Origin of the sequence: Alcaligenes faecalis (genome assembly GCF_005311025.1) — a bacterium.
GTDB lineage: Bacteria > Pseudomonadota > Gammaproteobacteria > Burkholderiales > Burkholderiaceae_B > Alcaligenes > Alcaligenes phenolicus.
On record NZ_CP031747.1, the window covers coordinates 2,472,873 to 2,495,475 of the forward strand.

Sequence of the window (22,603 nt, forward strand, 5' to 3'; positions counted from 1 at the left end):
TAGCCAGGCCGCCCTATGGGCGGCTTTTTCATTGGCGCCTTATTGTTCTGATTTTTAGATCGATATGTCTTGAGATTGAGCTGGCCGTTTATTGATAAGATTCAAATTCTGAATTGCTCAGGATTGGAAAGTTTCACTGGGCTACCTTAAATTGGGTTTTATTGCATTTTAATGCATGGAGTAGCTTGGAAAAATACGGAGCGGAAAAAGAATGAATGACATCAAGGCCTTGTTTGCTTTGTGTTTTTCCCTGCTTCCTGCTGCTTGTTCCTGTATCACCGTCACTTATCCTGGCGATCCCGAAGGAGCCACTGTTGTTTGCAATGGCAGTGCCTATGGCGAGACTCCACTGATAATTAACGGTCTGCTGGAGGGGGCGTCGAAATGTTAGTGTCCCCTTGAGTAGGTATTAACTTGTAATATGGCTCCTGAACGAGCTTGGCCAAACACTCTAGCTAAGATTCTTTGTTTTTAAATTTGGCTGATTCACTGCTTTGCTCTACGTAAACAAGCTCCCAGCGCTATGCTATTTTCCTCTCTCTCCCTTTTCTGATTGATCCAGCCTTGCCACGTTCCTCTGCTACCCCCCCTCGTCGTATCACCATCCGCGATGTCGCCAAGGCGGCAGGGGTGTCTTTGACTACGGTTTCACACGCTTTGAATGACAGAGGGGTGGTGGACCCGTTAACGCGTGCCAAGGTCAAACAGATCGCGGCTGATATGGGCTATAGGCCCAATGTACGAGCGCAGCGCTTGCGTTCGGGGGCGGCCAACAGCATTGCCCTGGTATCGTCCATGCCTTTTGCCGTGTCGGGTGGCGTTTCGCGTCTGGGCTTCATGATGGAAGTGGCGGGCATTGCGGCCGAGGCGGCCATGCGGCGCGGCCTGGCTCTGGTGTTCGTACCGCCTTTGGAAAATGCCCAGGCCTTTCTGGAAGGTCTGGATATTGATGGGGCGATTTTGTTGGAGCCCATGACGGATGATCCCAATGTGCGCTTGTTGCAAGAGCGTGGCGTGGCCTTGGTGTCGATTGGGCGTCAAGGCGGTAGCGTAGACAGCATTCCCTTTATTGATCTGCAATCGACCGCAACCGCGCATTTGTTATTGAATCACTTGTGGGAGCAAGGACGGCGACGTATCGCCCTGGTGCAAAGCAGTGCCGCACGTGACTCTTACGCCAGCCATAAAAAAGCCTACGAGAATTTCGCTGCAGCGCACGCCATGCCAGTGCGCTATATGCAGGTAGAGGAAAGCTTGGGTGAAGCCGGCGGATTTGATGCCTGCGCCCGGCTTTTAACACAGTATCCCGATACGGATGCCTTATGTGTGCCTGTGGATGCCTTTGCAGTGGGCGCCTTGGCGGCTGTGCAGCAGGCCGGTTTGCGTGTCCCGCAGGATGTAATGATCGCCACCCGTTACGATGGCTTGCGTGCCCGTACCGCAGAACCGGCGTTGACAGCTGTGGATCTTCATCTGGAACAAGTGGCCACCCTGGCGGTAGAACTGCTGTTCGAGCATCTGTCGGGTGATAAGAGCCGCCTGTCGGCTTTGGGCCCAAAGCCGGAGCTTCGGGCCCGTGCCTCTACACAGCTGGACGATTAAGTCAGCATGACGGCCAGACCGGAGACGGTCGCAAACACCAGAACGCCAATGCGCAAACGGCGTTGATCCAGCTTGTGATGTACCAGGCTGCTCAAGCCCATCCCCAGCAGCAATGCGGGCAGGCACAACACGGCGTAGCTCAGGTGGGACCACTGTAGCGCGCCGGAGATACCCAGCACGGCCAGCGAAATCACTTCCCCCACCAGAAAGCACAAGGCAACTGTCGAGCGCAAGGTGGCGACAGGGGCGTGCTGGTACACCAGAGCCAAAGGCGGGCCACCAATGCCGGTGGCGGTTTCAGTGATCCCGGTGACCAGACCTGTGGCAATAAAGGCCTTCTTGCCGGGCGTGAAGCTGGGAGCCAGTACCGACGCCAGTACAGCCAGCAAGGTACTGATACCGACAAACTGGTTTAACCAGTAAGTCGACAGCACCAGCAAAATCCCCAAACCGGCAAAAGTCCCTGCAAAACGTCCGACGGTGATCCAGCCCGCTCCGCTGCGGTCGATCGCCCCACGTTCACGCCAGGCAACATAGGCGTTCAGCGGCAGCATCAGAAACAGGAGCGCTCCCGGTATGGCCTCGGGATGAACCAAAGCCAGTACCGGGACTACGATCAGGGCAAAACCCATCCCGCTGGCACCCTGAATAAAGGCACCCGCCAGCACGGCGGCAAAAGCAATCAGCAAACCCACTGTCATGCCAAGGCCTTTTCCTGCTCGGCGTGACGCGCCAGGTGTTCGGTGGATGGGGCGTGCAGCTTGCGGATATCCGATTGCGCGACCGCATGGCGAGCCAGCTCACGCACTTCTTCCAACAAGGGCAGGGGATCCCAATCCACAGGCTGGCCTTCCCACAGACGCAGCTTGCCTTGGACAACGACAGCCCGAATCTGATCGCGAGCAGCAATCCGAACCAGTTCCCAGGGTAGATCCCAGGAGGGCGTCATCTCGGGCACTTGCAGATCGACCACGAGGAAGTCGGCTTGGGCGCCCACCCGAATTTGCCCGGTTTGAGCTCCCAGGCCTATGACTTCGGCCCCCCCTCGGGTCGCCATATCCAGCCAGGTCCAACCCGCACCGCAAGAGGAGTCGCCCACCATCATGCCGAAGGCAAAGCGTTGCGCCGCCTCGCCATAATCCATCATACGAAAGGCATCGCTGCGAGTGCCGTCCGTCCCCATGCCCAAACGTATGCCTTGAACGCGCATGGCTTCGGCAGGAGCGACGGCATTGCCTTTCCAGGCGCTGGCAACCGGGTTGTAGGAAACGGCAGCGTTCAAATCAGCCAGCAGCCGGATTTCGCTGGGGGTAACCAAGGTGGCATGAGCCAGCAAGGAAGCCGAACCCAGGGCACCAATATGGGCAAGATGCTCGATCGGGCGACGACCATGGGCATTCAAGGAACGCTCCACCGCGACCAAATGCTCGTTGGCATGGGTCTGGAACACACGGCCCGCTTCTTCGCTCATGGAATAGATACGATGCAACATCGCATCACTGGCGGCTTCGGGAATAGAGATAGCCAGTGAAGGGCTGATCAAGGCATGGTGTTCCCATTGCTGAAGGTGGGCCTGGGCGCGAGCCACAATAGGCTCGGCGTCCAATAGTACCGCGCCGTGCTTGTCGTTGCAGATCAGGCCCAGAACGCAGCGTATACCTACGTCTGTGGTGGCTTGCACAATCGCGTCCAGATCCTCGGACGATCGCGTGCCAGCGTCGCAAACCGTCGTGAACCCGCCCCGCAAGGCTTCCAGTGCCGACAGCTTGCTGGAGGCATACAGATGGCGAGCGTTCAAGGTGCTTTCCAGTGGCACCCAGACCCGGCGGAAAATCTCCGAGGGCTCGCCATACACCAGCGACTTCCCATATGACTGGGTGACGTGATGGTGTGCATCCACAAAACCGGGCATCAACAAATGACCGGGCAAGCTCAGACGTGGCAGCCCAGGGTGACGGGTGGCAATCTCTTCTACCGTGCCAATATCGCTGAAGCGACCTTCTTCAATCAGTACAGCGTGTCCGCTGACAGGTCCTTGCGGCAGCAAGAGGTGTTCGGGTTCCAGAATGCGGGCCTGAGCCAGGTCGTGGGATTGAAATAAAGATGCGTGATTCATGGCACAGCTCATCAAGAATGTTGAAGGGGAGCGGGTTTGGGCGAGCGCTGGCCGAGGTGAATGAACAGGTAGTTCAAAACAGCCGCCGTCAGCGCACCCATAGCAACGCCGTTGGACAAGAGCAATCGCACTTGGGAGGGAAGTTGGTCGTAAATGCCGGGAACGACGATGGGCAGCAAACCGACCGCCAGAGCCGTGGCAACCACATACATGGCGGCATGGCCGCGCAGGTCTACCTTGCGCAACATGTCTATGCCCATGGTGCCGACGATGGCAAAGACCACCAGCCCAGTTGCGCCAATGACAGAGGCAGGAATGACGCTGATCAGCGCGGAGAGCGGCGAGAACACGCCAAACAGAATCAGGAACAGTCCACCGACGGCCGTGACATAGCGGGAGCGCACTTGGGTCGCGCGAATGATGCCGATGTTTTCACCACTGGTAATGATCAGCGAGGTCCCGAAAATACCGCCCAGCAAAGAAGCCAGCCCGTCGCCACGGATCGTATTGGGCACTTGTGCCTGTTGTTCGGCCTCGTTTTCCTTGCCCAGGACCTCATTCAAGGCAATGGTCTGGCCAGTGGCTTCCACCATGGAAATCAAGGTGAACAGCAGCAGCGGCAAAGCGGCAATCAGATCAAAGTTGGGCGGGCCAAAGGGGAAGGGCGATGGCAGGGCCAGCAGTGGGCCACTGCCCACGCCGCTCAAGCTGATGTCGCCCATCAAGGCAGCGGACAAGGCACCCACAATCAAGCCCAGCAAGATAGCCAACTGGCGGCACATGCCCTTGAGCAAACGGGCAAACAGCACCGTAGACGCAATGGTGATCAGGGCCAGCAGCAAATTGTCGGTATTACCGAAATTGGCCGAGCCGGGTGTGCCGGCAATTAATTTGCCGGATATCTGCGCCAGGTTGATGGCAACCAGCAAGAGCATGATGCCGATGACCAGCGAAGGGAAGTAACGCAAAAAGCGTTTGAAGATGGGGACGATCAGAAAGTACAGCAGGGCGGACAGAATCACCGCCCCGGAGGCGGTGGGCAGATCGGTTTGTTGCGCGATCAGAATGAACAGGATGATGGGCGCACCACCGGGCAGCATCACAAAAGGTAGTTTGGCGCCTATACCGGCTGGGCCGAAGGATTGGATCAAGGTGCCTATGCCACAGACCAGAAAGGTGGCGCTCAATAGCTGAGTGGTCAGGGCAGCATCAAAGCCCAGGGCCTTGCTCATCAAGAACACGGCGGCGATAGGGGAGGCGGCCATGACCAGTACGTGTTGCAGCCCGAAGGCAATCATGCGCTGAGGGGAATACAGCTCATCCACTTGCGCAGTGGGGGTGTCTTTCATCAGTGTCTCCTGTGCTGCATTGTCAGGTGCTAAAGAGCCTGCTGCAGTCCTTTAGGTTTTTATCGAATTTATGAGTAAAACGATTTGGTTTTGATTTTATGCTCAACCAAAACGTTTTGGTAGTGTATTTATGCTTGGCTGAAAAGTCGATGCGCAAATCAAATAAGGATTATTTCTGCAGGCTGAACTAGCCTGTTGGAGGCAGAGGCAGAGGCAGAGGCAGAGGCAGAGGCAGAGGCAGAGGCAGAGGCAGAGGCAGAGGCTTTACACCCTGTCAGTTTCCTGACCAGTCATTCAAGCTTCGGTGCGGGCCTCTTGGCCAAGGCGGTGGAACTTGTCTAACTGCTCTCTGTAGCGCTTCAGGGAAAACCCTGTGTGTGCTGCAGCGAGAAAAGAACTATAGCACGAGGATTTTCCGCTTTGCAAGTTTTTTACCTGAATATTTCATGTAAAAGAGGCGGTTTACAGTAATTTTCCACTTAGATCATTGTTATATATGATAAAACTTAAATGAAACCAAATGATACCAAAATGACTATATCTCGTTCATAGCTGGAGAGACACCAGAACTGGCAGGTGAAACGCCAGGATGCCCCATCGCAGAACAGGTCGATTCCAGGCTTTTTCTCTCCAGCTCAGCATCGATTCCCTTGTTTCGCGCTGAATTCCCGCCCCAAACGTGTTTTCGCAGACAGACAGACAGACAGACAGACAGACAGACAGACAGACAGACAGACAGACAGACAGACAGAAAAGATAAGAATGCAGTTGCGATCCTGGGGAAGGCTGCACAAAGACCCGGCTATCACCATGGGCCGCTAATCTAGAACCTGGTCTACAACACTCTATATAGAGCGCCGGCCATCCCTCTACATATAGAGACATACCAAGCGCCCTACTTTTGACCCACAAACCCCTCTCTATATAGAGACACCCCATCCAGGCAGATAGGTAAGCCACATCTCCCCTATTACAATAGGCAGACAAATAACTCTGTATGCAGACTATGGCCCGCTCATCTTCTCAAGCCCCTGCGGCACAGCTCAGCCTGATTGGCGAGGAACTACTCTCCGGCAATCTCCTGACCGAGAACATCCTGAATCAAATTGCCCGCCTTCCCAGCGACTGGCGTGCAACATTGGATCGCCCGGAGCTGCAAGACATATTGGCAACTCTGGCCAAGTGGTTGGACAAGGAGTGCCAGGATGGCGCCTCTATTTACCCGGCCGCCCCTTTCCGCGCACTGGAACTGCTGCCATTGCAGAAAGTCAGCGTCGTGATTCTGGGCCAGGACCCTTATCACGGTCCCAATCAGGCGCAGGGATTGTCATTTTCCGTGCCTGACACTTGCCCGGCCCCACCCAGTCTGCGCAATATCTTTAAAGAGCTGGAGCTGGAATATCCCGACACCACCTTGCCAAGCAGTCATGATCTGAGCAACTGGGGTCGACAAGGTGTCTTGCTATTGAATACATCGCTGACTGTAGAAGATGGTTTGCCTGCCTCTCACGCCAAGAAAGGTTGGGAGCAGATTACTGACTCCCTGCTGATGAACCTGGCCCAGCAGACTACACGCCCTATTGTTTATATGTTGTGGGGTGCTCACGCCCAAGCCAAAGAAGCACTGATTCAGCAGCACTCCCAGCATCCTTACCTAATATTGAAGGCCAATCACCCTTCCCCCTTGGCTGCTCGCCGCCCCCCTGTTCCTTTTATTGGCTGTGGTCATTTCCAGCAGGCCAATGACTGGCTCAAAGAGCAAGGCGTCACTCCCATACAATGGTTTGCCACTGGCGCTTGACCATCCGTTCCCCTTACCTGATCCAGAACCATGCCTTTAAGCCCTGCCAATCCAGAATTAAGCTCTCAAGAACAACATGCTCTTTGGTCGAACGAACTGCTCGAACAATATGGCTGGCAATTTCAGGGAGAAACGCCGTTTGCCGTCCCCTTAAGCAGCCTGCCCTTGCTGGATGAATTGTTCAAGTTTGTGAACGAGACCATCAAGGACTCTTTTGATCGCTCTTTATTCTGCTGGACTGATCTTAAACAAGACAACAAAGGTCTGACGGCCTGGTATCTGGGCGTCGAAGATTACGACGAAGTGCTGGAGCCTTATATAGAGAGCTTGTCTGCCAAGGCCCTGGCCCAGAGTGATGCAGTAGAAAGCCCACCGTCCGAATAAAAGGACACCAGCAAGCAGTGATACAGGCAGCCAGGGATACATGCCCCAAGAACCGCGAACGACTCTCCGGCTTGCTGGCTGCCCTGAAACCTGTAAAAAAACAGGCAGACGCGGATCAACAACACCGGAAAACCCGGAAGTCATAAAAAAAACCCGGCGCCAAGGCCGGGTTCTTCAAATAAAAGCCAAGTCTTACAAAGACCTGTTCTCTTATCTTTAAGGTTGCACACCTGCTGCGTGCGCCTGCTGGTCTGCGTGATAGGACGAACGCACCATGGCACCAACCGCCGCATGGGTAAAGCCCATTGCATAGGCCTCGCGCTCAAACATCAAGAATTCATCAGGCGTCACGTAGCGCATCACGGGCAAGTGGTGGCCGGATGGCTGCAAATACTGGCCAATGGTCAGCATATCAATATCGTGAGCTCGCATATCGCGCATCACTTCCAGAATCTCTTCGTTGGTCTCACCCAAGCCAACCATCAAACCGGATTTGGTTGGAATGTTTGGATGCAACTTCTTGAACTCTTGCAGCAGTTTCAAGGAGTGGTGGTAATCCGAACCAGGACGCGCCTGCTTGTACAAGCGAGGTACCGTTTCCAGGTTGTGGTTCATCACATCTGGAGGGCAGGCATTCAGGATCCCCAACGCACGGTCCAGACGAGCACGGAAGTCCGGCACCAGCACTTCAATAGTCGTAGTTGGCGAATGCTCGCGCACCTGACGGATACATTCCACAAAGTGGGCAGCGCCACCATCACGCAAATCGTCACGGTCTACGGAGGTAATAACCACGTAGGACAACTTCATGGCGCCAATGGCCTTGGCCAGGTTGGCAGGTTCATTCTCGTCCAGCGGGTCAGGACGGCCATGGCCCACATCACAGAATGGGCAACGACGTGTGCACTTGTCGCCCATGATCATGAAGGTGGCCGTGCCCTTGCCAAAACACTCCCCGATATTGGGACAGGAAGCTTCTTCGCACACCGAGAACAGCTTGTGCTCGCGCAGAGTTTCCTTGATCTCGTAGAAACGGGAATTCGGTGCAGCCGCCTTCACCCGAATCCAATCAGGCTTTTTCAAACGCTCTGCCTGCACGACCTTAATGGGAATGCGCGAGGTCTTGGCCTCGGCCTTCTGCTTTTGCGTTGCGTCGTATTCGACAACGCGAGGGCGCACAGTAGGTTTGGAATCGACGGACGTATCTGTAGGGGTGGTCATAGGCGTCTAAATAGAAAAACAGCGTGCGGGCAACATCACTAAACGATGGGCGCAGTGGTCAATTGTAGCCCCTTCGCTTTACAAGCGCCTAGAACAAGGGCGATAGTTTGTACCAGACCCCTCTAATATAGAGGTCGACTTAACGATGCAGCAACACCCAAAAATAAAACCTGCACATACTATAAGTACGGAGACTTGCATGTCACAAGAGCACCTCGCCGATCCCGTCCTGCTGGAACAGCATCAGGGACTGGCCCGCATCACCTTGAACCGGCCCGCCAAGTACAACGCGCTGTCTGAAGAAGTGTTGGACTCTTTACAACACATTCTGGACAAGCTGGCCCAGGACCCCAGCTTGCAGTGCGTCATCATTCAGGCGGAAGGCAAGGCCTTTTGTGCCGGGCACGATCTGAAACAGATGCGCTCCAAACCCGAACACGACTATTACCGTGATCTGTTCAGCCGCTGCAGCCGCGTCATGCAAGGTGTGCTGGCCTTGCCCGTGCCGGTGATTGCTCGTGTGCAAGGGCTGGCCACCGCAGCGGGCTGTCAGCTGGTTGCTACCTGCGATATGGCTGTTGCCACCGAGTCCACTCGCTTTGCAGTATCAGGCATTAATGTTGGTCTTTTCTGCTCCACCCCTGCTGTTGCCCTGTCACGCTGCGTGCCACCCAAGGCCGCCATGGAAATGTTGATGACTGGCGAATTCATCAGCGCCCAACGAGCTCAAGAGCTGGGGCTGATCAATTACGCGGTAGCCGAAGACCAGCTGGATCAAACCGTACAGAAACTGGCCGACAGCATCATGGCCAAGAGTCCGGTCGCCGTCCGCGCAGGCAAGGCCATGTTCTACCGCCAGCGCAGCCTGGCTATTGAACAAGCCTACGACTACGCCGGTCAGGTCATGGCTGACAATATGATGAGCAATGATGCCTGCGAAGGTATTGATGCTTTTATCGAGAAACGCGCGCCGCACTGGAGCGGAACCTGAGGCGGCACTTGACGAATAAATAACAATATAAAGATGAGCGCCGCCACATGCGGCGCTTTATCGCTGCACTATTTAAGCTGCCGCTGCCTGTAGGCGCAGAGCCATCGCTTGCGATAGATAATTAGACAAATACTGTGCAACCTCGTCCATAGGGACCACAACACCTTGCGAACGCATATCCGTTGTTTGCAGCCCTTCATAGCCACAGGGATTGATGCCGCTAAATGGGCTTAGATCCATGCCTATATTCAAGGCCAGTCCATGGTAAGAGCGGCCATTGCGAATCTTGATCCCCAATGCGGAAATCTTGGCCAACTCCTGCCTTGCCACCCCTTGCGGTACATAGACACCCGGTGCCCCTGGCTTGCAGCAAGCCCCTTCGACACCAAAATGCGTCAGACAGGCAATAACAGCCTCTTCCAAAAGGCGTACGTATTCTTTGACGTACAGGCCTACCCGGCGCAGATCAAACAGGCAGTACACCATTAACTGCCCAGGGCCGTGATAGGTAATCTGCCCGCCCCGGTCGGTTTGCACCACGGGGATGCCACCGGGGTTCAGCAGATGTTCCGGCTTGCCGGCCTGTCCTTGCGTGTAGACAGGCGTGTGCTCGACAAGCCAGATTTCATCAGCAGTCTCTGGCCCGCGCTGCTCGGTAAAGTCGCGCATTGCCTGCCAGATAGGTTCATAGGCGCTAGGCCGCTCAAACCACTTGATACGAACTGAGTCGGACATGAACGCCTGATCCCTGCTTTACATCACCACACGCACCAGATGATGCGCATGCAGGGCACGGTAAAGATTATCCAGCTGCTCACGCGAGACAGCGCGCACTGTGAAAGTCAGGCCCGTGTAGTTGCCTGCCTTGCTGGGACGCACCTCGATAGTGGCAGCGTCAAAGCCTGGATCGTGTTCCAGCACGATAGCCAGCAATTCGTCTTGCAGGGTTTCGTGAGTCTGGCCCATGACTTTGATAGGAAAGTCACTGGGGTATTCGATCAACGATTCTTCGGGGGAAATTGTCATGCTTGCTCCGCAGCCTTGATGGCCTTGTCATAGCCTTCACGTAATTTGGCAAAGACAGGGCCGGGTCGTCCGTCGCCGACGGGCTGACCGTTAAATACAACGATGGGCAGCACCTCTTTGGTGGCTGACGTCATCATAATTTCATCGGCAGTGTCGACCTCTTCACGAGAGATCTGACGCGCCTGAAAAGCTATACCCGCCTGGGCGGCCAGCTCCTCCATCAAACTGTAGCGAATCCCTTCCAGGATCAAATTGTTGCGCATGGGTGCCAGCAAAGTACCGTCGCGCACAATCCAGATATTGCAGGAGGCCCCTTCGGTCAGAAAACCTTCTCTGAACTGAATAACCTCGTCCACACCGGCTTCAAGAGCCTGCTGCTTGGCCAAAACATTGCCCAGCAAGGAAACGGATTTTATATCGCAACGCAGCCAACGCTCATCTTCAATGGCCACCGCCTTCAAACCGGTTTCGCGCTCTTGCTGCACTCGCTTGAAGGGCGAGACCATGATGAAGATGCTGGGCGGCACATTGCTGGGGAAGGCGTGGTCGCGCTTGGCAACACCGCGGGTTACCTGAATGTAGACCATGCAGTCGGCACCCCGGCCCGAACGGGCCAGCATATCCAGCACCAGCTTTTCCCATTCACGGCGAGTGAAAGGGTTGGTGATGCCCACTTTTGCCAGACTGCGCTCCAAGCGCCCCAGGTGCCCATCAATACGAAAAGGTTTCCCGTGATAAGCAGGCACGACATCGTAAATGCCGTCGCCAAAGATAAAGCCACGATCCAGTACCGAGATCTTCGCTTCACCCAAGCGCACAAAGTCGCCGTTCAAATAAACAATGCTGTCGGGGTCAATGCCTGCAATCATAGGATTTAGCCTCGCACCAAGGAATTACTCAAACATCAAGCGCACTTTGTCGGCCATACGACCAAAAAAGCCGGCCTCGGGCACATCTTGCAGCACCAGCAAAGGCTGCTCTGCCAAAACCTTGCCATCCAGGGACAAAGTCAGTGTACCGACCTTGTCACCCTTGCTCAACGGAGCCAGCAAAGGCTGGGTATAGTTGGCAACAGGCTTGATTTCCGAGGACTTGCCACGTGGAACAGTCAACCACAAGGCTCCTTCTGTACCCAGGCCTACATTCTCGACCTCACCTTCCCAAACACGGGCGGTGACAGCAGGATTGCTGGCGTCGTACAGTTTGACCGTTTCAAAGTTCTGAAAGCTCCAGTTCAGAAGCTTCAGGCTGTTTTCTGTACGGGCGGCATCGTTCGCTGTACCCACGACAACCGACACCACACGACGACCATCGCGCAAGGCCGTCGACACCAGGCAGTATCCGGCCGATTGGGTATGGCCGGTTTTCAAACCATCAACTGTATTGTCCAGCCACAGCAGGCGGTTACGGTTGGGCTGCTTGATATTGTTGTAGGTGTACTCTTTTTGGCTGTAGTAGTGCAGATACTGGGGGAAGCGGGCAACCAGTGCCGCGGACAACACGCCCAGATCACGTACCGAGGTCAGATGCTCGGGATCAGGCAAGCCGGTGGAGTTCTTGAAATGCGTAGCCGTCAAACCCAGCTTGGCGGCTTCTTCGTTCATCAAGGCGGCAAAAGCACCTTCGCTACCCGCAACGGCTTCGGCCAAGGCAACAGAGGCATCATTGCCCGATTGCACGATCACACCTTGCAGCAGATCATTCACGGCCACTTGCGAATTAACTTTCACGAACATGCGCGAACCTTCGGTGCGCCATGCCTTGTCCGAAATCACAACGGTCTGATCCAGCTTCAGGCGACCGGATTCCAAAGCATCAAAGACCAGATAGGCCGTCATCAGCTTGGTCAGGGAGGCAGGCTCGACCTGTTCGTTCAGCCCTTCTGCCGCGATGATCTGGCCACTATTAACGTCCATGGACAACCAGGCACGTGCCGTCAGGCTAGGTGCGGGTACAACGGACAAATCACCTGGCAAGGCAGGCGTCTGAGCGCCAAGCACTTGAGCCGATTCTGTCGGGGTAGGGGTTTGAGTCTGTGCCTGAGCCACCATAGGCAGCGCCAGGGCAAGTGCCACCACACAACGAGAGAGGACTGGAGATGCAAATTTTTGAATAGAAGTCATGGAAAAAATCGATTGCTTTGACAGTGGCGGAAAGAACCCATTATGGCAGAGCCATCTGGGCCTGTGAGGGGCAAGGCCCCTGAGTCTGAACAGGAAAACGCAACGATTTGAAAGCAAAACCCGGCTTAGGTTCCAAGCCCGGCCAAATGACGGCTGACCAACTCACGCAGCTGAATCAGCTTGCCATGAAAAAAGTGGCCAGCCTCGGGCAGCACAACCATGGGCAACTGATGCTCACGCGCAAAGTCCATGCCTTCCGACAAGGGAACGACATCGTCGGTTTCACCGTGCACTAACAAGGTATCGGCAGGAGGGCTGACATCCCGGAAGCGGAAACGATTGACCGCAGTACCAGTCAGGATGAAGGCGCCGGGCAAAGGTGCCTGGGCTTCCTGCAGGCTGGCATACACTTGAGCAGCGACTGCAGTGCCAAATGAAAACCCGGCCAACATGGATGGGCCGGAACTCCACTGCGGGAAATGTGATGGGAATTGCTCAATCAAAGCCAGCATATCGGCAGTTTCGCCGCGGCTGCTATCGAACTCCCCGGCAGACTTTCCGACACCACGGAAATCCGGGCGTACTGCCAGCAAACCATGTTGAGTGGCACTGCGCGACAAGGTTGTCACCACTTTGTTGTTACGTGCCCCACCATGCAAAGGGTGAGGATGCAGCAACAAGGCCCAACCCTTGGGCTCGCCCGCTGGCCAGTCCAGAGCACAGTCAATAACACCGGCCTGGCCGGAAAATTGGATTGTATCTACGCGTTCAGACATGCTCAGATCAAATATCACATAAGATTACGTTTAACTCATCCAGTGTACCGGATTGTCATGAATACCTCTTCTGCATTCACCCTACCCAGCCCGCGCGATATGGTGGCAGAGCTGCGTACGCGCTTGCCACATTTTCCCCAGATACGCTGGGTAGACTCGACCGAATCGACCAACGCCGATTTGCTTGCCCTGGCTCGTCAGGAATCCGGGCCGCGTGTGCGTCCCTGGTTGCTGGGCGCACATCTGCAAAGTCGTGGTCGTGGGCGTGCCGGACGCACATGGGAAAACAGCGTCGGTGCAAACCTGATGTTTTCCTGTGCCTTTGATATTTTTCTGCCTGCGCGGCAGCTGCCTACTCTTTCGCCGCTGTCCGGTCTGGCAACAACGGAAGCGCTGCGCCAGTTTCTGGAACCGGCAGTGCGTAATCGTCTGGCCATGAAATGGCCGAATGACGTGCTATGGGATCAGGCCAAGCTGTCCGGCATTCTGGTTGAGGCGACTCGCGCCAGTGCAGCGCCCAGCTCCAGTGACCATCATGTGGTGATTATCGGCATAGGCCTGAACCTGCGTGAAGCAGAGACCATCAGCCAGAACACGCAACGCGCCATTGCAGACTGGACCAGCATTGCTGAACACTCCCAGCAAGCGTCTCTGGCACGCTGTTCGGACCTTGTGGCCAAAGTCGCGCAAAGCCTGTACCTGAGCCTGAATCATGTCACAGCCCACGGTTTTGCTGATCTGCCTACACGCTACGCGCAAGTTGACGCGCTAATTGGCCAGCAAGTCCATATCATTGACAATGGCCAAGTCCTGCATACAGGCATCGTGACGGGCATCAATACCTCGGGGCAGTTATTATTGCGCCACCCCGATGGTTCCGAACGTGCGGTCACAGTGGGCGAAGTTTCCGTTCGCGCTCACCGCTGATCGCTATACTGCACTCTTTTTAGCTCTGACGATCCGGCATGACCCTGCTCATCGACTCTGGCAACACCCGTATCAAACTAGGGTGGTGTCATCCTTTAAGCGGCGCGCGCGAAAGCCAGCCGGTTAGCGTGCATGCCGACCAATTGGATCAATTGGCGGTTTGGCTGGAGGCAAGCCAGGCCCCGCTGCAGGAATTCGCCCAACAAAAAGGTGTACAAGCACTAGGAGTGAATGTGGCCGGGCCACAGGTCCAAGCGCAAATTGATGCGGCCGTCAGCCGTCTGGGCTTGGGACCGGTACGCTGGTTGCAGGCCCAAGAGCAGGCTTTTGGGCTGCACAACGATTATGAACAGGCTGGCCAATTGGGTGCCGATCGCTGGGCCTCCTTATTAGGGTTAAGCGATTTGCTAACCCAGGAATACCCGGTCGACCAAGGCGCCTTGCTGATCAGCTTTGGTACTGCTACCACGATTGACTTGCTGGGACCTGCACAAAATGGAGTGCGTCACTTTTTAGGTGGCTCCATTCTGCCCGGTCCCAGCTTGATGCTGGCTTCACTCAAGCAAAATACGGCGCAGCTCCCTGAGGCGCATGGGCAAACTGCGGCGTTCCCACGCAATACTCAAGAAGCTATCAGTACCGGGGTTGCTGCCGCACAGGCTGGAGCCGTGTTGCGACAATGGGAGAAAGGCCGTCAGCATCTGGGACACAGCCCATTGGTCTTTTTGGCGGGCGGTGGCCGCGCACTGGCGCAGCAAGAACTGTTAGAACAATTAAGTCATCATTGCCGTTTGCTCAATATAGAGCCCCCCCATCTACACGAGCTGGAAACTCCTGCCTTGCGGGGTCTGTCGCTGTTTGTGGCGCACCCGTAAGTCGATTCGAGCTTACAACCGTCCCTCTGCCCCCTCTTGCCTGTGAACTGCCGGTGACCCATAGATACGATTGGCATTAAAACGGATGAACTTAAACTCCCCTACCCGTACAATCTTGGGTTGAACTGTACTTTTCAGGGCATTTGCGATGCGACTGCTTTTCATACTGATCCTGGTGGCAAACCTTGCCTTGCTGGCTTTTGGACAAGGCTTTTTTGGCACGCCCCCCAGCGAACAAGGCCGTGAGCCTAGACAGTTTTCGCAGCGTAACCAAGATGCCATTCAACTTGGAACCCCGGCCCATCCGACGCCAGCTTCCCCTTGATCCTCGATTGACGACACTATGAAACCCATACGCAAAGCAGTTTTCCCCGTCGCCGGTCTAGGCACACGTTTTCTGCCCGCCACCAAGGCCATGCCCAAGGAAATGTTGCCAATTGTCGACAAACCACTGATTCAGTACGCTGTCGAAGAGGCTGTCGCCGCTGGAGTCACAGAACTGATCTTTATCACTGGCCGCAACAAGCGAGCCATTGAAGATCACTTTGACAGCATCCCGGAACTGGAACACGAACTGGAAGGCAAGAACAAGCTGGAGTTGCTGGATGCCGTTCAAAACATCATTCCCAGCCATGTCAGCTGTATTTACACCCGCCAGCCGCGCGCGCTGGGTCTGGGCCATGCCGTGCTGTGCGCTGCACCCATCGTGGGCAACGAGCCCTTCCTGGTCCTGCTGGCGGACGACCTGATCGACGCCACCACACCTGTATCGCGGCAACTGGTTGAGGCTGCGCATCAATACAACGGAAGTATTGTGGCAACTCAAAATGTAAATAGAAATGAAACAAATAAATATGGAATTGTTTCGGGTAATTTAGTCGACTCAAAAGCAACTCGACTTAATGGAATTGTTGAAAAGCCTGCACCCGAAGTAGCCCCTTCTACACAAGCCGTTGTAGGCCGTTATGTATTGGAAGCGGAAATATTTGACCACCTGCGACGCACTCAAGCAGGGGTAGGTGGAGAGATTCAATTAACGGATGGAATTGCCAGTCTTTTGGAAAGTCGTGCGGTATATGCATATGAATATGAAGGCACACGTTACGACTGTGGTAGCAAGTCCGGTTTCTTTCATGCTACGCTTGAATTTGGTCGTAAATACCACGGACTTTAACGAGGGGCGCAGAGGGGTCCGTTACGATAACAAGCTTGGTTGCAATTGTTGATCAAACACTGCCTTAAAACCACGCAGAGGGTCGATTTAGCTTGACTTACAGGTTAAATACCCCCTACGATTGGCGGTGCAGGATTTCAAGTTCGTCGAAGTTTGTTCAATACGGTATTGTTTCTAATACTCATTGCCCTGATTTTTACATCTTGACAATCTTTTTTGAGCAGATTGCTCGTCATTTTTAGGGAATGCAGGAAATGCAAACAGAAACCGGTATCGTGAAATGGTTCAATAACGAAAAAGGCTACGGCTTTATCTCCCCCGACAACGGTGGCAAAGATCTTTTCGTTCACCATTCCGACATCTTGGGCACGGGCTTTAAATCCTTGGAAGAAAACCAGCGCGTTTCGTACGTGTCGGCTGAAGGCCAAAAGGGTCCACAAGCTAAGAGCATCCAAAAACTGTAAATCGATCTCGATTAGTTTTTAGATCTCAAAAAAGCCCGCTAAATGCGGGCTTTTTTATTTAACTTGATTCAAATCAAGACGAGCTGTCCTCAAATCGCCACAAATTCCAAAACACGTAAAACTAAATACTTATTAGCTAATAAACAGCCACGTATTTAATCGCGGATTTGTGCCAATCCAGAAAGTACGCGCTGCACTGCGCCTTCGTGCATTTGAACCCAATGCAAACCCGCATCAGCCATTTTGTGATGGCGTGCTGGATCATCTACTAGCTCCAGTGCCTGCTGCAGCGCCAAGGCTGGCGTACCCGCACGTATCGCAGCGCCGGCCTGCATGGCATCTTGCATGGCTTGGGCAAAATTATGAGTATGCGGGCCCACAATCACAGGGACACCCACTGCGCAGGCCTCGATAAAGTTCTGCCCGCCCAAAGGCTGGAAGCTGCCCGCCACAATGGCGACTCGTGCCAGGCCGTAATACCAGTGCATTTCACCTAGGGTGTCGCCCAGCAGCACATCCACTTCACGACAAGCCTTGATCGCACTGGTGCTGGTATCGCCCTGCTCCAGCAACTCGCTACGCCGCACGGACCGCAAACCTAGCTGATTCAGATAATCTGCCGCTTCTTCAAACCGCTCCGGGTGACGTGGAATCACAACAAACAGGACTGGGCTATGCAGCTCGCTACCATGCTCTCGTTCACGGCGCAGGTAATGGGCAATGGCATCAATGAAATCGACATGCTCAGTCTCGCGCGTACTGGCGATCACCACCACACGCCGTCCCAGGTCACTGGCAAAGCCACGGCCACGTGCAATCTTGTCCTGTGGCAAAACCACATCAAACTTCAGATTCCCTGACACGCGCACGCCTTGTGCGCCCGCCAATTCCAGCCGCTGTGCATCAGCCAGGCTTTGTGCATAGATCAACTTGAAGGAGCGGTAGGCCTCTCGCATGACCGAACCTGCTTTCAGGCTGGTACGCAATGCACTTTCCGAGAACCGGGCACTGGCCAACATCATGGGAACACCTTGCCGGCGTGCCGCAGCCAATAGATTGGGCCACACCTCGCGTTCAATCAGCACCCCGGCACATGGCCGGTAATGGGCGAAAAAACGTCGTACCGAGCCCGGAAAGTCGTAGGGTAGCCATTGTTGCAGTAATTGCCCGCTGGCAATCTCAGCCGCAAACGCAGTCGCACCTTCTGTACGGCCCGTAACTGTCATATGGGTTAACAGGACCGTCTCACCCTGATCCAGCAAAGCACGAATCAAAGGCTGCGCCGCACGCGTTTCACCCAAGCTGACCGCATGCACCCACACCGGGGCTTTCCTGGGCGCAGGCAGCGAACCATAAAAACCAAAGCGGGGACCCGATAACACCTGCCATTCGCCACCAGCTCGACGGGCACGCAAGCCCATCCAGGCCATCAAGGCTGGAGCCAATATGCGAATAGAGGCGGTATAGAAGAATCGGTTCACCCGCTTAGCCTCAGTACGAAATCAGCAGCAGCCAAGCCACGCTCGGCGCTACCAGGAAGACGAATAGAAAATAATGTCAGGCAGACAAAGGGCCTGCACCCAGGCGGGGCTGCAGGCCCCTTAGCATCGCGTATTGTAAGCACAAAGCCGGCTGACAAAAAAACGAATTGGCGATCAGGCCCGAACTAGCCTTTTGGCGCGTCCAACAAGGCCGCCTCCGGCACTACTGTCCGCCCCAGCGCCTGATCGATGGCACAGAGCACCGTTTCCGCTGAAGGAGGATGCCCACGCTCGCCCAGGCTGGCGGTGTAGGCGGAACCTTCCAGGGGGGTACGCACTGGGGTCGAGGCTTTATAGATACCAATAGTAGGACGGCCCAAACCGGCTGACAAATGCGTCAGACCACTGTCCAGACCCACCATGACTTGCGCTCCAGCCAATTGCAGAGCGATAGGCGTCAAGTCCATTCGTGGCATCACCTGAGCCTGGCTGCGACCGATAATCAGCGCCTCGGCACGGGCGGACTCGGCAGGGCTGCCCGCCAACAAGCGCAATGCCATCCCTTCCTCTTGCAAGCGATCAAAGACCTGTTGCCAGTTCTCCGGCTCCCAGAGCTTATCGTCGCGGCTGGCCGACGGCATGATGATGGCGTAAGGATCCTCGTCCTTGGGGGCTTGCGCGGCCAAACCCTGCAAACCAAAATCAGGAGCGCCTTCAAACTGATAGCCAAAGGCAGACGCGGCCAAGCTGCGCTGACGGAACACAGCAGGCTGCCAGAAACCGACGCGATGACGCACATCGTAGAACAGCGAGGCCAGCGGTTCACGCGCCGACTTCCAATCCAGCCCATGACGACGGCCTTTAGTCTGCCGTACCAGCCAGATGGATTTCATCAGCGCCTGCATATCCAGCACAACATCGTATTGGCGTGATTGCAGTTGTTCGCGCAAGGCGGCGCGTTCCTGGCGTGTCTGGGCAGACCACCACTGTTTGCGCCAGCGCCGATGCGCTACCGGGATCACTTCATTTACTGCCGGATGCCAGCCCGGAATCTGAGCAAAGCTCTCTTCTACGAGCCAATCAATTTGTGCACCGGGCACATGGCGTGCAATGTCCGAGATTGCTGGCAGCATATGCACCAGATCTCCCAAAGAGGACGTACGCACAATCAGTATCTTGCAAGTCATGGGCGAATTATAGTGGTGGCCGCGTCCAATCAAACAAAGATGCAGAAAAATATCCGCCTGCTCTACTTATGCCCGCCAATTGCCATCAGGCATAATAAGACTGCCTATTTTCTGGACCGGAAACATGATTGATCTCAAACAGATCGAAGCCTTTGTATGGGTTGCCGAGCTTGGCGGTTTCCGGGCAGCTGCCGAAAAACTCAACACGACCCAACCGTCTATTTCTCAGCGTATCGCCGGACTGGAATCCAGTCTGGAGCTGCGCTTGTTTGATCGGGGTGCCCGGGGCATCAAGCTGACCGATAAAGGCCAGGAGTTGTTGTCGCACGCACAGCGCATGCTGGATCTGCGTACCGAGATGCTGCGCGCCGCCAAAGAGCAGAACGCCATCCGCGGCCTGCTGCGTCTGGGGGTGGCTGAAACCATTGTGCAGACCTGGCTGCATGAGCTGATCGACAAGCTGCATCAGGAATACCCGGCTTTGGTCATCGAGATTCATGTCGACACCACCAGCGTGCTGCGCCAGCAACTGGCCAGCTTCCAGATTGATATGGCCATGATTGTGGGCGTAGGCCAGGATCCCAAAGAACAATGCATTCGACTGTGCGCTTATCAGTTAGGCTGGGTCGCCAGCCCCGAATTGAAGCTGCACGGCCGCAAAGTCAGCGTTTCCGAGCTAGGGGTTTACCCTGTAATCACCTATCCATCCGGTAGCGTTCCCTACCTCGCCACACGCGAAGCTTTGCTGCGTGCCGGCGTCAAATCCCCACGTATTTTTGGCAGTGCATCGCTAAGCACAATCGTGCAGATGACGCGTCATGCCATGGGCCCCAGCGTGCTGGCTCCCGAGGTCGTAAAAGACGAGCTTTCCGAGGGAAAACTGCGCCTTTTGAAGGTGGATCAACCCCTGCCGGCCATCGAATTTTTTGCCTGCTGGATGGATTCTCCGGACAGTCATATTGCCCGCGTCGTGGCCAATCACGCCCAAGAAATCGCCCAACAATACGTGCAGTCCGATAAGTAATCGTTATGGCCTAGGATTCAAACATACGATTGGACACAAATTATCTGATCGGTTGCAATCCGAGGCTGTGATCAACCCCCTTTGTGCGAGTGGTCATCATGAACCTGCAAACCCTGCCTGTGCTGGCGCCCGAGGCTGAAAAATGCCGCGAGCTGATCCGTCAAGAAACTCATACTGGTCCTACCGCAGGACTGGCCGCAGGCTATGTGCAGGCCAACCTGATGATTCTGCCCAAAGACTGGGCCGATGAGTTCCTGCTGTTTTGTCAGCGCAACCCCAAACCCTGCCCTTTATTAGCCGTGACGGAACCCGGTCAGTTTCAGGTGCCAACCTTGGGTGGCTCGATTGATCTGCGCACGGATTTCCCTCGTTACCGTGTCTGGCAGAACGGCGAGCTCAGCGCCGAGCCGCTGAACATCGAAGATGTCTGGCGCGATGATCTGGTGTCCTTTCTGATTGGCTGCTCCTTCTCCTTTGAAGAAGCGCTGCTGGCCGACGGAATTGATGTGCGCCATATCAGCGCGGGTGTGAATGTGCCCATGTATCGCAGCTCGATCCAGACCCAGGGTACACAGCGCCTGTCTGGCCCCCTGGTAGTGTCGATGCGCCCCATGCGTGCGGCCGATGCCATTCGTGCCATTCAGATCACCTCGCGCTTTCCGTCCGTGCACGGTGCCCCGGTTCATATCGGCGACCCGTCCCTGATTGGAATCAACGACCTGCAACAACCCGACTATGGCGATGCAGTGCCAGTCGGCCCCGACGAATTACCCGTTTTCTGGGCTTGCGGCGTCACCCCTCAAGCCGTTGCTGCCCAGGCCAAGCCGCAGTTTTGTATCACACATGCCCCTGGCCATATGTTGATTACCGATCTGCCCAACACACGGCTGGCCGCGCTTTAAGCAAGTTTTGACCGACACAAAACCGGTCGCCCCTTTGGTTTCAATATGCAGCTCCCTGACAACAAGGGCGCGCACTCTATCAACCATACAGCTGGACCGCTATTAGGAGCACCTTATGAAAAAAATCGTACTGACCTCCCTGGCTTTGGGCTCGCTGGCCCTGGGCTCTGCTGCCATGGCCCAAGAACTGCCCAAGACTTCTTTGAAAGTTGTCGGTGGCTTGAGCAACCTGACCGCCTACCAGAACACCGAGCAGCCCTTCTGGACCAAGAAAGTACCTGAGCTGTCCGGCGGCCAGATCACGGCCGATATCAAGGGCTTTAACGACATGGGCCTGAAAGGTCCTGAAATCATGCGCTTGATCAGCCAAGGTGTGATTCCTTTCGGTACCGCCACCCTGGCTTACTTTGCCAGCGACAACTCCATTAACGAAGCGATCGACCTGGCTGGTCTGGCTCCCGATATTGAAGTGGCCAAGAAGCTGACCGACGCGTTCACTCCCGCCTACGAACAGTTCTACGCCAAGAGCAACGTCAAGGTTCTGGGCTTTTCCACCTACCCTGCCCAAGTTCTGTTTTGCAATGGCAACTTCAATGGCCTGAGCGACCTGAAAGGCAAGAAGGTGCGTACCAGCAGCCGTACTCAGGCTGAATTCGTTCAGGCTCTGGGCGGCAACAGCGTAACCATCCCATTTGGTGAAGTGGTTCCTGCCCTGCAAAACGGTGTGGTCGATTGCGCCATTACCGGCTCCATGTCCGGCTACTCGGCCAAGTGGTACGAAGTCAGCTCCAAGCTGTACGAAATGCCCATCAACTGGAACCAGCAGATTCACGCAGCCAACCTGGGCACCTGGAACAAGCTGGACCCCAAAGTTCAAGAGTTCCTGGCCAGCAACATCAAGGCCATGACCGAAGAAATCTGGGTGGCCGCTGCCAAGGAAACACAGGAAGGCTATGACTGCAACACGGGCGCCGACGCTTGCACGCAGCCCGTCAAAGGCAAGATGACTCTGGTCAAACCTACCGACGCTGACCGTGAACTGCTCAAGAAAGTCATGAGCGAGACCGTGGTTCCCAAGTGGGCCGAGCGTAGCGCCGCCGACACCGTGGCTGCATTCAACACCAGCCTGAGCCCGATCCTGGGCTTCGAAGCCAAGAAGTAAATCTGTACGTCCTGCCTG

General features: G+C 55.3%; 22 protein-coding genes. 11 read left to right on the forward strand and 11 right to left on the reverse strand.

Going from position 1 to position 22,603, the window contains the following annotated elements; genetic code table 11:
- Positions 1–564 precede the first annotated feature (564 nt).
- The gene (locus tag D0C27_RS11430) at positions 565–1,602 is read left to right on the forward strand and encodes a LacI family DNA-binding transcriptional regulator (protein WP_031232111.1); all 1,038 of its coding nucleotides are present in this window, start codon (positions 565–567) and stop codon (positions 1,600–1,602) included.
- Here the strand turns inward: D0C27_RS11430 and D0C27_RS11435 are convergent.
- The 3 genes from D0C27_RS11435 to D0C27_RS11445 are packed head-to-tail and all read right to left on the reverse strand — an operon-like array spanning position 1,599 to position 5,067.
- The gene (locus tag D0C27_RS11435; RefSeq protein ID WP_035267713.1) at positions 1,599–2,303 is read right to left on the reverse strand and encodes a sulfite exporter TauE/SafE family protein; all 705 of its coding nucleotides are present in this window, start codon (positions 2,301–2,303) and stop codon (positions 1,599–1,601) included. The genes D0C27_RS11430 and D0C27_RS11435 overlap by 4 nt on opposite strands.
- A complete protein-coding gene (locus tag D0C27_RS11440) occupies positions 2,300–3,718 on the reverse strand; it encodes an amidohydrolase family protein (RefSeq protein ID WP_137431029.1) in 1,419 nt (472 codons plus the stop codon). The genes D0C27_RS11435 and D0C27_RS11440 overlap by 4 nt, the downstream gene beginning before the upstream one ends.
- 11 nt (positions 3,719–3,729) lie before the next feature.
- Entirely contained in the window at positions 3,730–5,067 is a 1,338-nt protein-coding gene (locus tag D0C27_RS11445) for a uracil-xanthine permease family protein (RefSeq protein ID WP_035267711.1), read from the reverse strand.
- A 1,006-nt stretch (positions 5,068–6,073) separates the two neighbouring features.
- Here D0C27_RS11445 and D0C27_RS11455 point away from each other — a divergent pair.
- Together D0C27_RS11455 and D0C27_RS11460 are read left to right on the forward strand one after the other, a co-directional pair.
- Positions 6,074–6,868, forward strand: a complete 795-nt coding sequence (locus tag D0C27_RS11455; protein WP_240688249.1) for a uracil-DNA glycosylase — start codon at positions 6,074–6,076, stop codon at positions 6,866–6,868.
- 30 nt (positions 6,869–6,898) lie between these two features.
- A complete protein-coding gene (locus D0C27_RS11460) occupies positions 6,899–7,252 on the forward strand; it encodes a hypothetical protein (RefSeq protein WP_137431031.1) in 354 nt (117 codons plus the stop codon).
- Between the two features lie 216 nt (positions 7,253–7,468).
- On the opposite strand, the gene lipA is transcribed toward D0C27_RS11460, so the two are convergent.
- Positions 7,469–8,473 carry a lipoyl synthase gene (lipA, locus tag D0C27_RS11465; RefSeq protein ID WP_021447088.1) on the reverse strand — a complete coding sequence of 335 codons (1,005 nt, stop codon included), beginning with the start codon at positions 8,471–8,473 and terminating at the stop codon, positions 7,469–7,471.
- A 199-nt stretch (positions 8,474–8,672) separates the two neighbouring features.
- Between lipA and D0C27_RS11470 the strand changes: the two genes are divergently transcribed.
- Positions 8,673–9,464: an enoyl-CoA hydratase gene (locus tag D0C27_RS11470; protein WP_009460106.1), complete on the forward strand. Its 792-nt coding sequence runs from the start codon at positions 8,673–8,675 to the stop codon at positions 9,462–9,464.
- Positions 9,465–9,536: 72 nt separating this feature from the next.
- Here D0C27_RS11470 and lipB read toward each other — a convergent pair whose 3' ends face one another.
- From lipB to D0C27_RS11495, 5 genes are all read right to left on the reverse strand, one after another.
- On the reverse strand, positions 9,537–10,199 hold the full coding sequence (gene lipB / locus D0C27_RS11475) for a lipoyl(octanoyl) transferase LipB (protein WP_137431032.1): 663 nt from the start codon (positions 10,197–10,199) through the stop codon (positions 9,537–9,539).
- 18 nt (positions 10,200–10,217) lie between these two features.
- Complete coding sequence (locus tag D0C27_RS11480; RefSeq protein ID WP_009460108.1) at positions 10,218–10,490, reverse strand: DUF493 family protein; 273 nt, start codon at positions 10,488–10,490, stop codon at positions 10,218–10,220.
- A complete protein-coding gene (locus D0C27_RS11485; protein ID WP_035268519.1) occupies positions 10,487–11,359 on the reverse strand; it encodes a D-amino acid aminotransferase in 873 nt (290 codons plus the stop codon). The genes D0C27_RS11480 and D0C27_RS11485 overlap by 4 nt, the downstream gene beginning before the upstream one ends.
- 24 nt (positions 11,360–11,383) lie before the next feature.
- Positions 11,384–12,613 carry a D-alanyl-D-alanine carboxypeptidase family protein gene (locus D0C27_RS11490; protein WP_035268521.1) on the reverse strand — a complete coding sequence of 410 codons (1,230 nt, stop codon included), beginning with the start codon at positions 12,611–12,613 and terminating at the stop codon, positions 11,384–11,386.
- A 125-nt stretch (positions 12,614–12,738) separates the two neighbouring features.
- The gene (locus D0C27_RS11495; RefSeq protein ID WP_021447090.1) at positions 12,739–13,389 is read right to left on the reverse strand and encodes an alpha/beta hydrolase; all 651 of its coding nucleotides are present in this window, start codon (positions 13,387–13,389) and stop codon (positions 12,739–12,741) included.
- Between the two features lie 57 nt (positions 13,390–13,446).
- Here D0C27_RS11495 and D0C27_RS11500 point away from each other — a divergent pair, with 57 nt between their 5' ends.
- From D0C27_RS11500 to D0C27_RS11515, 4 genes are all read left to right on the forward strand, one after another.
- Positions 13,447–14,316 (forward strand): biotin--[acetyl-CoA-carboxylase] ligase, encoded by an 870-nt coding sequence (locus D0C27_RS11500; protein WP_009460113.1) that lies wholly within the window; start codon positions 13,447–13,449, stop codon positions 14,314–14,316.
- A gap of 38 nt (positions 14,317–14,354) precedes the next feature.
- Positions 14,355–15,191 carry a type III pantothenate kinase gene (locus D0C27_RS11505; RefSeq protein WP_137431033.1) on the forward strand — a complete coding sequence of 279 codons (837 nt, stop codon included), beginning with the start codon at positions 14,355–14,357 and terminating at the stop codon, positions 15,189–15,191.
- Positions 15,192–15,534: 343 nt separating this feature from the next.
- On the forward strand, positions 15,535–16,365 hold the full coding sequence (gene galU / locus D0C27_RS11510) for a UTP--glucose-1-phosphate uridylyltransferase GalU (protein ID WP_035268525.1): 831 nt from the start codon (positions 15,535–15,537) through the stop codon (positions 16,363–16,365).
- A gap of 254 nt (positions 16,366–16,619) precedes the next feature.
- Positions 16,620–16,829: a cold-shock protein gene (locus D0C27_RS11515; RefSeq protein WP_026483779.1), complete on the forward strand. Its 210-nt coding sequence runs from the start codon at positions 16,620–16,622 to the stop codon at positions 16,827–16,829.
- Between the two features lie 155 nt (positions 16,830–16,984).
- Here D0C27_RS11515 and D0C27_RS11520 read toward each other — a convergent pair whose 3' ends face one another.
- Positions 16,985–18,310 (reverse strand): 3-deoxy-D-manno-octulosonic acid transferase, encoded by a 1,326-nt coding sequence (locus tag D0C27_RS11520; RefSeq protein ID WP_083055277.1) that lies wholly within the window; start codon positions 18,308–18,310, stop codon positions 16,985–16,987.
- A gap of 185 nt (positions 18,311–18,495) precedes the next feature.
- On the reverse strand, positions 18,496–19,497 hold the full coding sequence (waaC, locus tag D0C27_RS11525; protein WP_083055276.1) for a lipopolysaccharide heptosyltransferase I: 1,002 nt from the start codon (positions 19,495–19,497) through the stop codon (positions 18,496–18,498).
- A 124-nt stretch (positions 19,498–19,621) separates the two neighbouring features.
- Here waaC and D0C27_RS11530 point away from each other — a divergent pair, with 124 nt between their 5' ends.
- From D0C27_RS11530 to D0C27_RS11540, 3 genes are all read left to right on the forward strand, one after another.
- Positions 19,622–20,521, forward strand: a complete 900-nt coding sequence (locus D0C27_RS11530) for a LysR family transcriptional regulator (RefSeq protein WP_137431034.1) — start codon at positions 19,622–19,624, stop codon at positions 20,519–20,521.
- Between the two features lie 98 nt (positions 20,522–20,619).
- Complete coding sequence (locus D0C27_RS11535) at positions 20,620–21,423, forward strand: putative hydro-lyase (protein WP_137431035.1); 804 nt, start codon at positions 20,620–20,622, stop codon at positions 21,421–21,423.
- 115 nt (positions 21,424–21,538) lie between these two features.
- Positions 21,539–22,585 (forward strand): TRAP transporter substrate-binding protein, encoded by a 1,047-nt coding sequence (locus D0C27_RS11540; protein WP_009460120.1) that lies wholly within the window; start codon positions 21,539–21,541, stop codon positions 22,583–22,585.
- Positions 22,586–22,603: the final 18 nt, after the last annotated feature.

Coding starts and splice junctions, on each gene's coding strand:
- D0C27_RS11435 (WP_035267713.1), bottom strand. CDS start 2,303: ATGACAGTGGGTTTGCTGATTGCTTTTGCCGCCGTGCTGGCGGGTGCC.
- D0C27_RS11440 (WP_137431029.1), bottom strand. CDS start 3,718: ATGAATCACGCATCTTTATTTCAATCCCACGACCTGGCTCAGGCCCGC.
- D0C27_RS11445 (WP_035267711.1), bottom strand. CDS start 5,067: ATGAAAGACACCCCCACTGCGCAAGTGGATGAGCTGTATTCCCCTCAG.
- D0C27_RS11455 (WP_240688249.1), top strand. CDS start 6,074: ATGGCCCGCTCATCTTCTCAAGCCCCTGCGGCACAGCTCAGCCTGATT.
- D0C27_RS11460 (WP_137431031.1), top strand. CDS start 6,899: ATGCCTTTAAGCCCTGCCAATCCAGAATTAAGCTCTCAAGAACAACAT.
- lipA (WP_021447088.1), bottom strand. CDS start 8,473: ATGACCACCCCTACAGATACGTCCGTCGATTCCAAACCTACTGTGCGC.
- D0C27_RS11470 (WP_009460106.1), top strand. CDS start 8,673: ATGTCACAAGAGCACCTCGCCGATCCCGTCCTGCTGGAACAGCATCAG.
- lipB (WP_137431032.1), bottom strand. CDS start 10,199: ATGTCCGACTCAGTTCGTATCAAGTGGTTTGAGCGGCCTAGCGCCTAT.
- D0C27_RS11480 (WP_009460108.1), bottom strand. CDS start 10,490: ATGACAATTTCCCCCGAAGAATCGTTGATCGAATACCCCAGTGACTTT.
- D0C27_RS11485 (WP_035268519.1), bottom strand. CDS start 11,359: ATGATTGCAGGCATTGACCCCGACAGCATTGTTTATTTGAACGGCGAC.
- D0C27_RS11490 (WP_035268521.1), bottom strand. CDS start 12,613: ATGACTTCTATTCAAAAATTTGCATCTCCAGTCCTCTCTCGTTGTGTG.
- D0C27_RS11495 (WP_021447090.1), bottom strand. CDS start 13,389: ATGTCTGAACGCGTAGATACAATCCAATTTTCCGGCCAGGCCGGTGTT.
- D0C27_RS11500 (WP_009460113.1), top strand. CDS start 13,447: ATGAATACCTCTTCTGCATTCACCCTACCCAGCCCGCGCGATATGGTG.
- D0C27_RS11505 (WP_137431033.1), top strand. CDS start 14,355: ATGACCCTGCTCATCGACTCTGGCAACACCCGTATCAAACTAGGGTGG.
- galU (WP_035268525.1), top strand. CDS start 15,535: ATGAAACCCATACGCAAAGCAGTTTTCCCCGTCGCCGGTCTAGGCACA.
- D0C27_RS11515 (WP_026483779.1), top strand. CDS start 16,620: ATGCAAACAGAAACCGGTATCGTGAAATGGTTCAATAACGAAAAAGGC.
- waaC (WP_083055276.1), bottom strand. CDS start 19,497: ATGACTTGCAAGATACTGATTGTGCGTACGTCCTCTTTGGGAGATCTG.
- D0C27_RS11530 (WP_137431034.1), top strand. CDS start 19,622: ATGATTGATCTCAAACAGATCGAAGCCTTTGTATGGGTTGCCGAGCTT.
- D0C27_RS11535 (WP_137431035.1), top strand. CDS start 20,620: ATGAACCTGCAAACCCTGCCTGTGCTGGCGCCCGAGGCTGAAAAATGC.
- D0C27_RS11540 (WP_009460120.1), top strand. CDS start 21,539: ATGAAAAAAATCGTACTGACCTCCCTGGCTTTGGGCTCGCTGGCCCTG.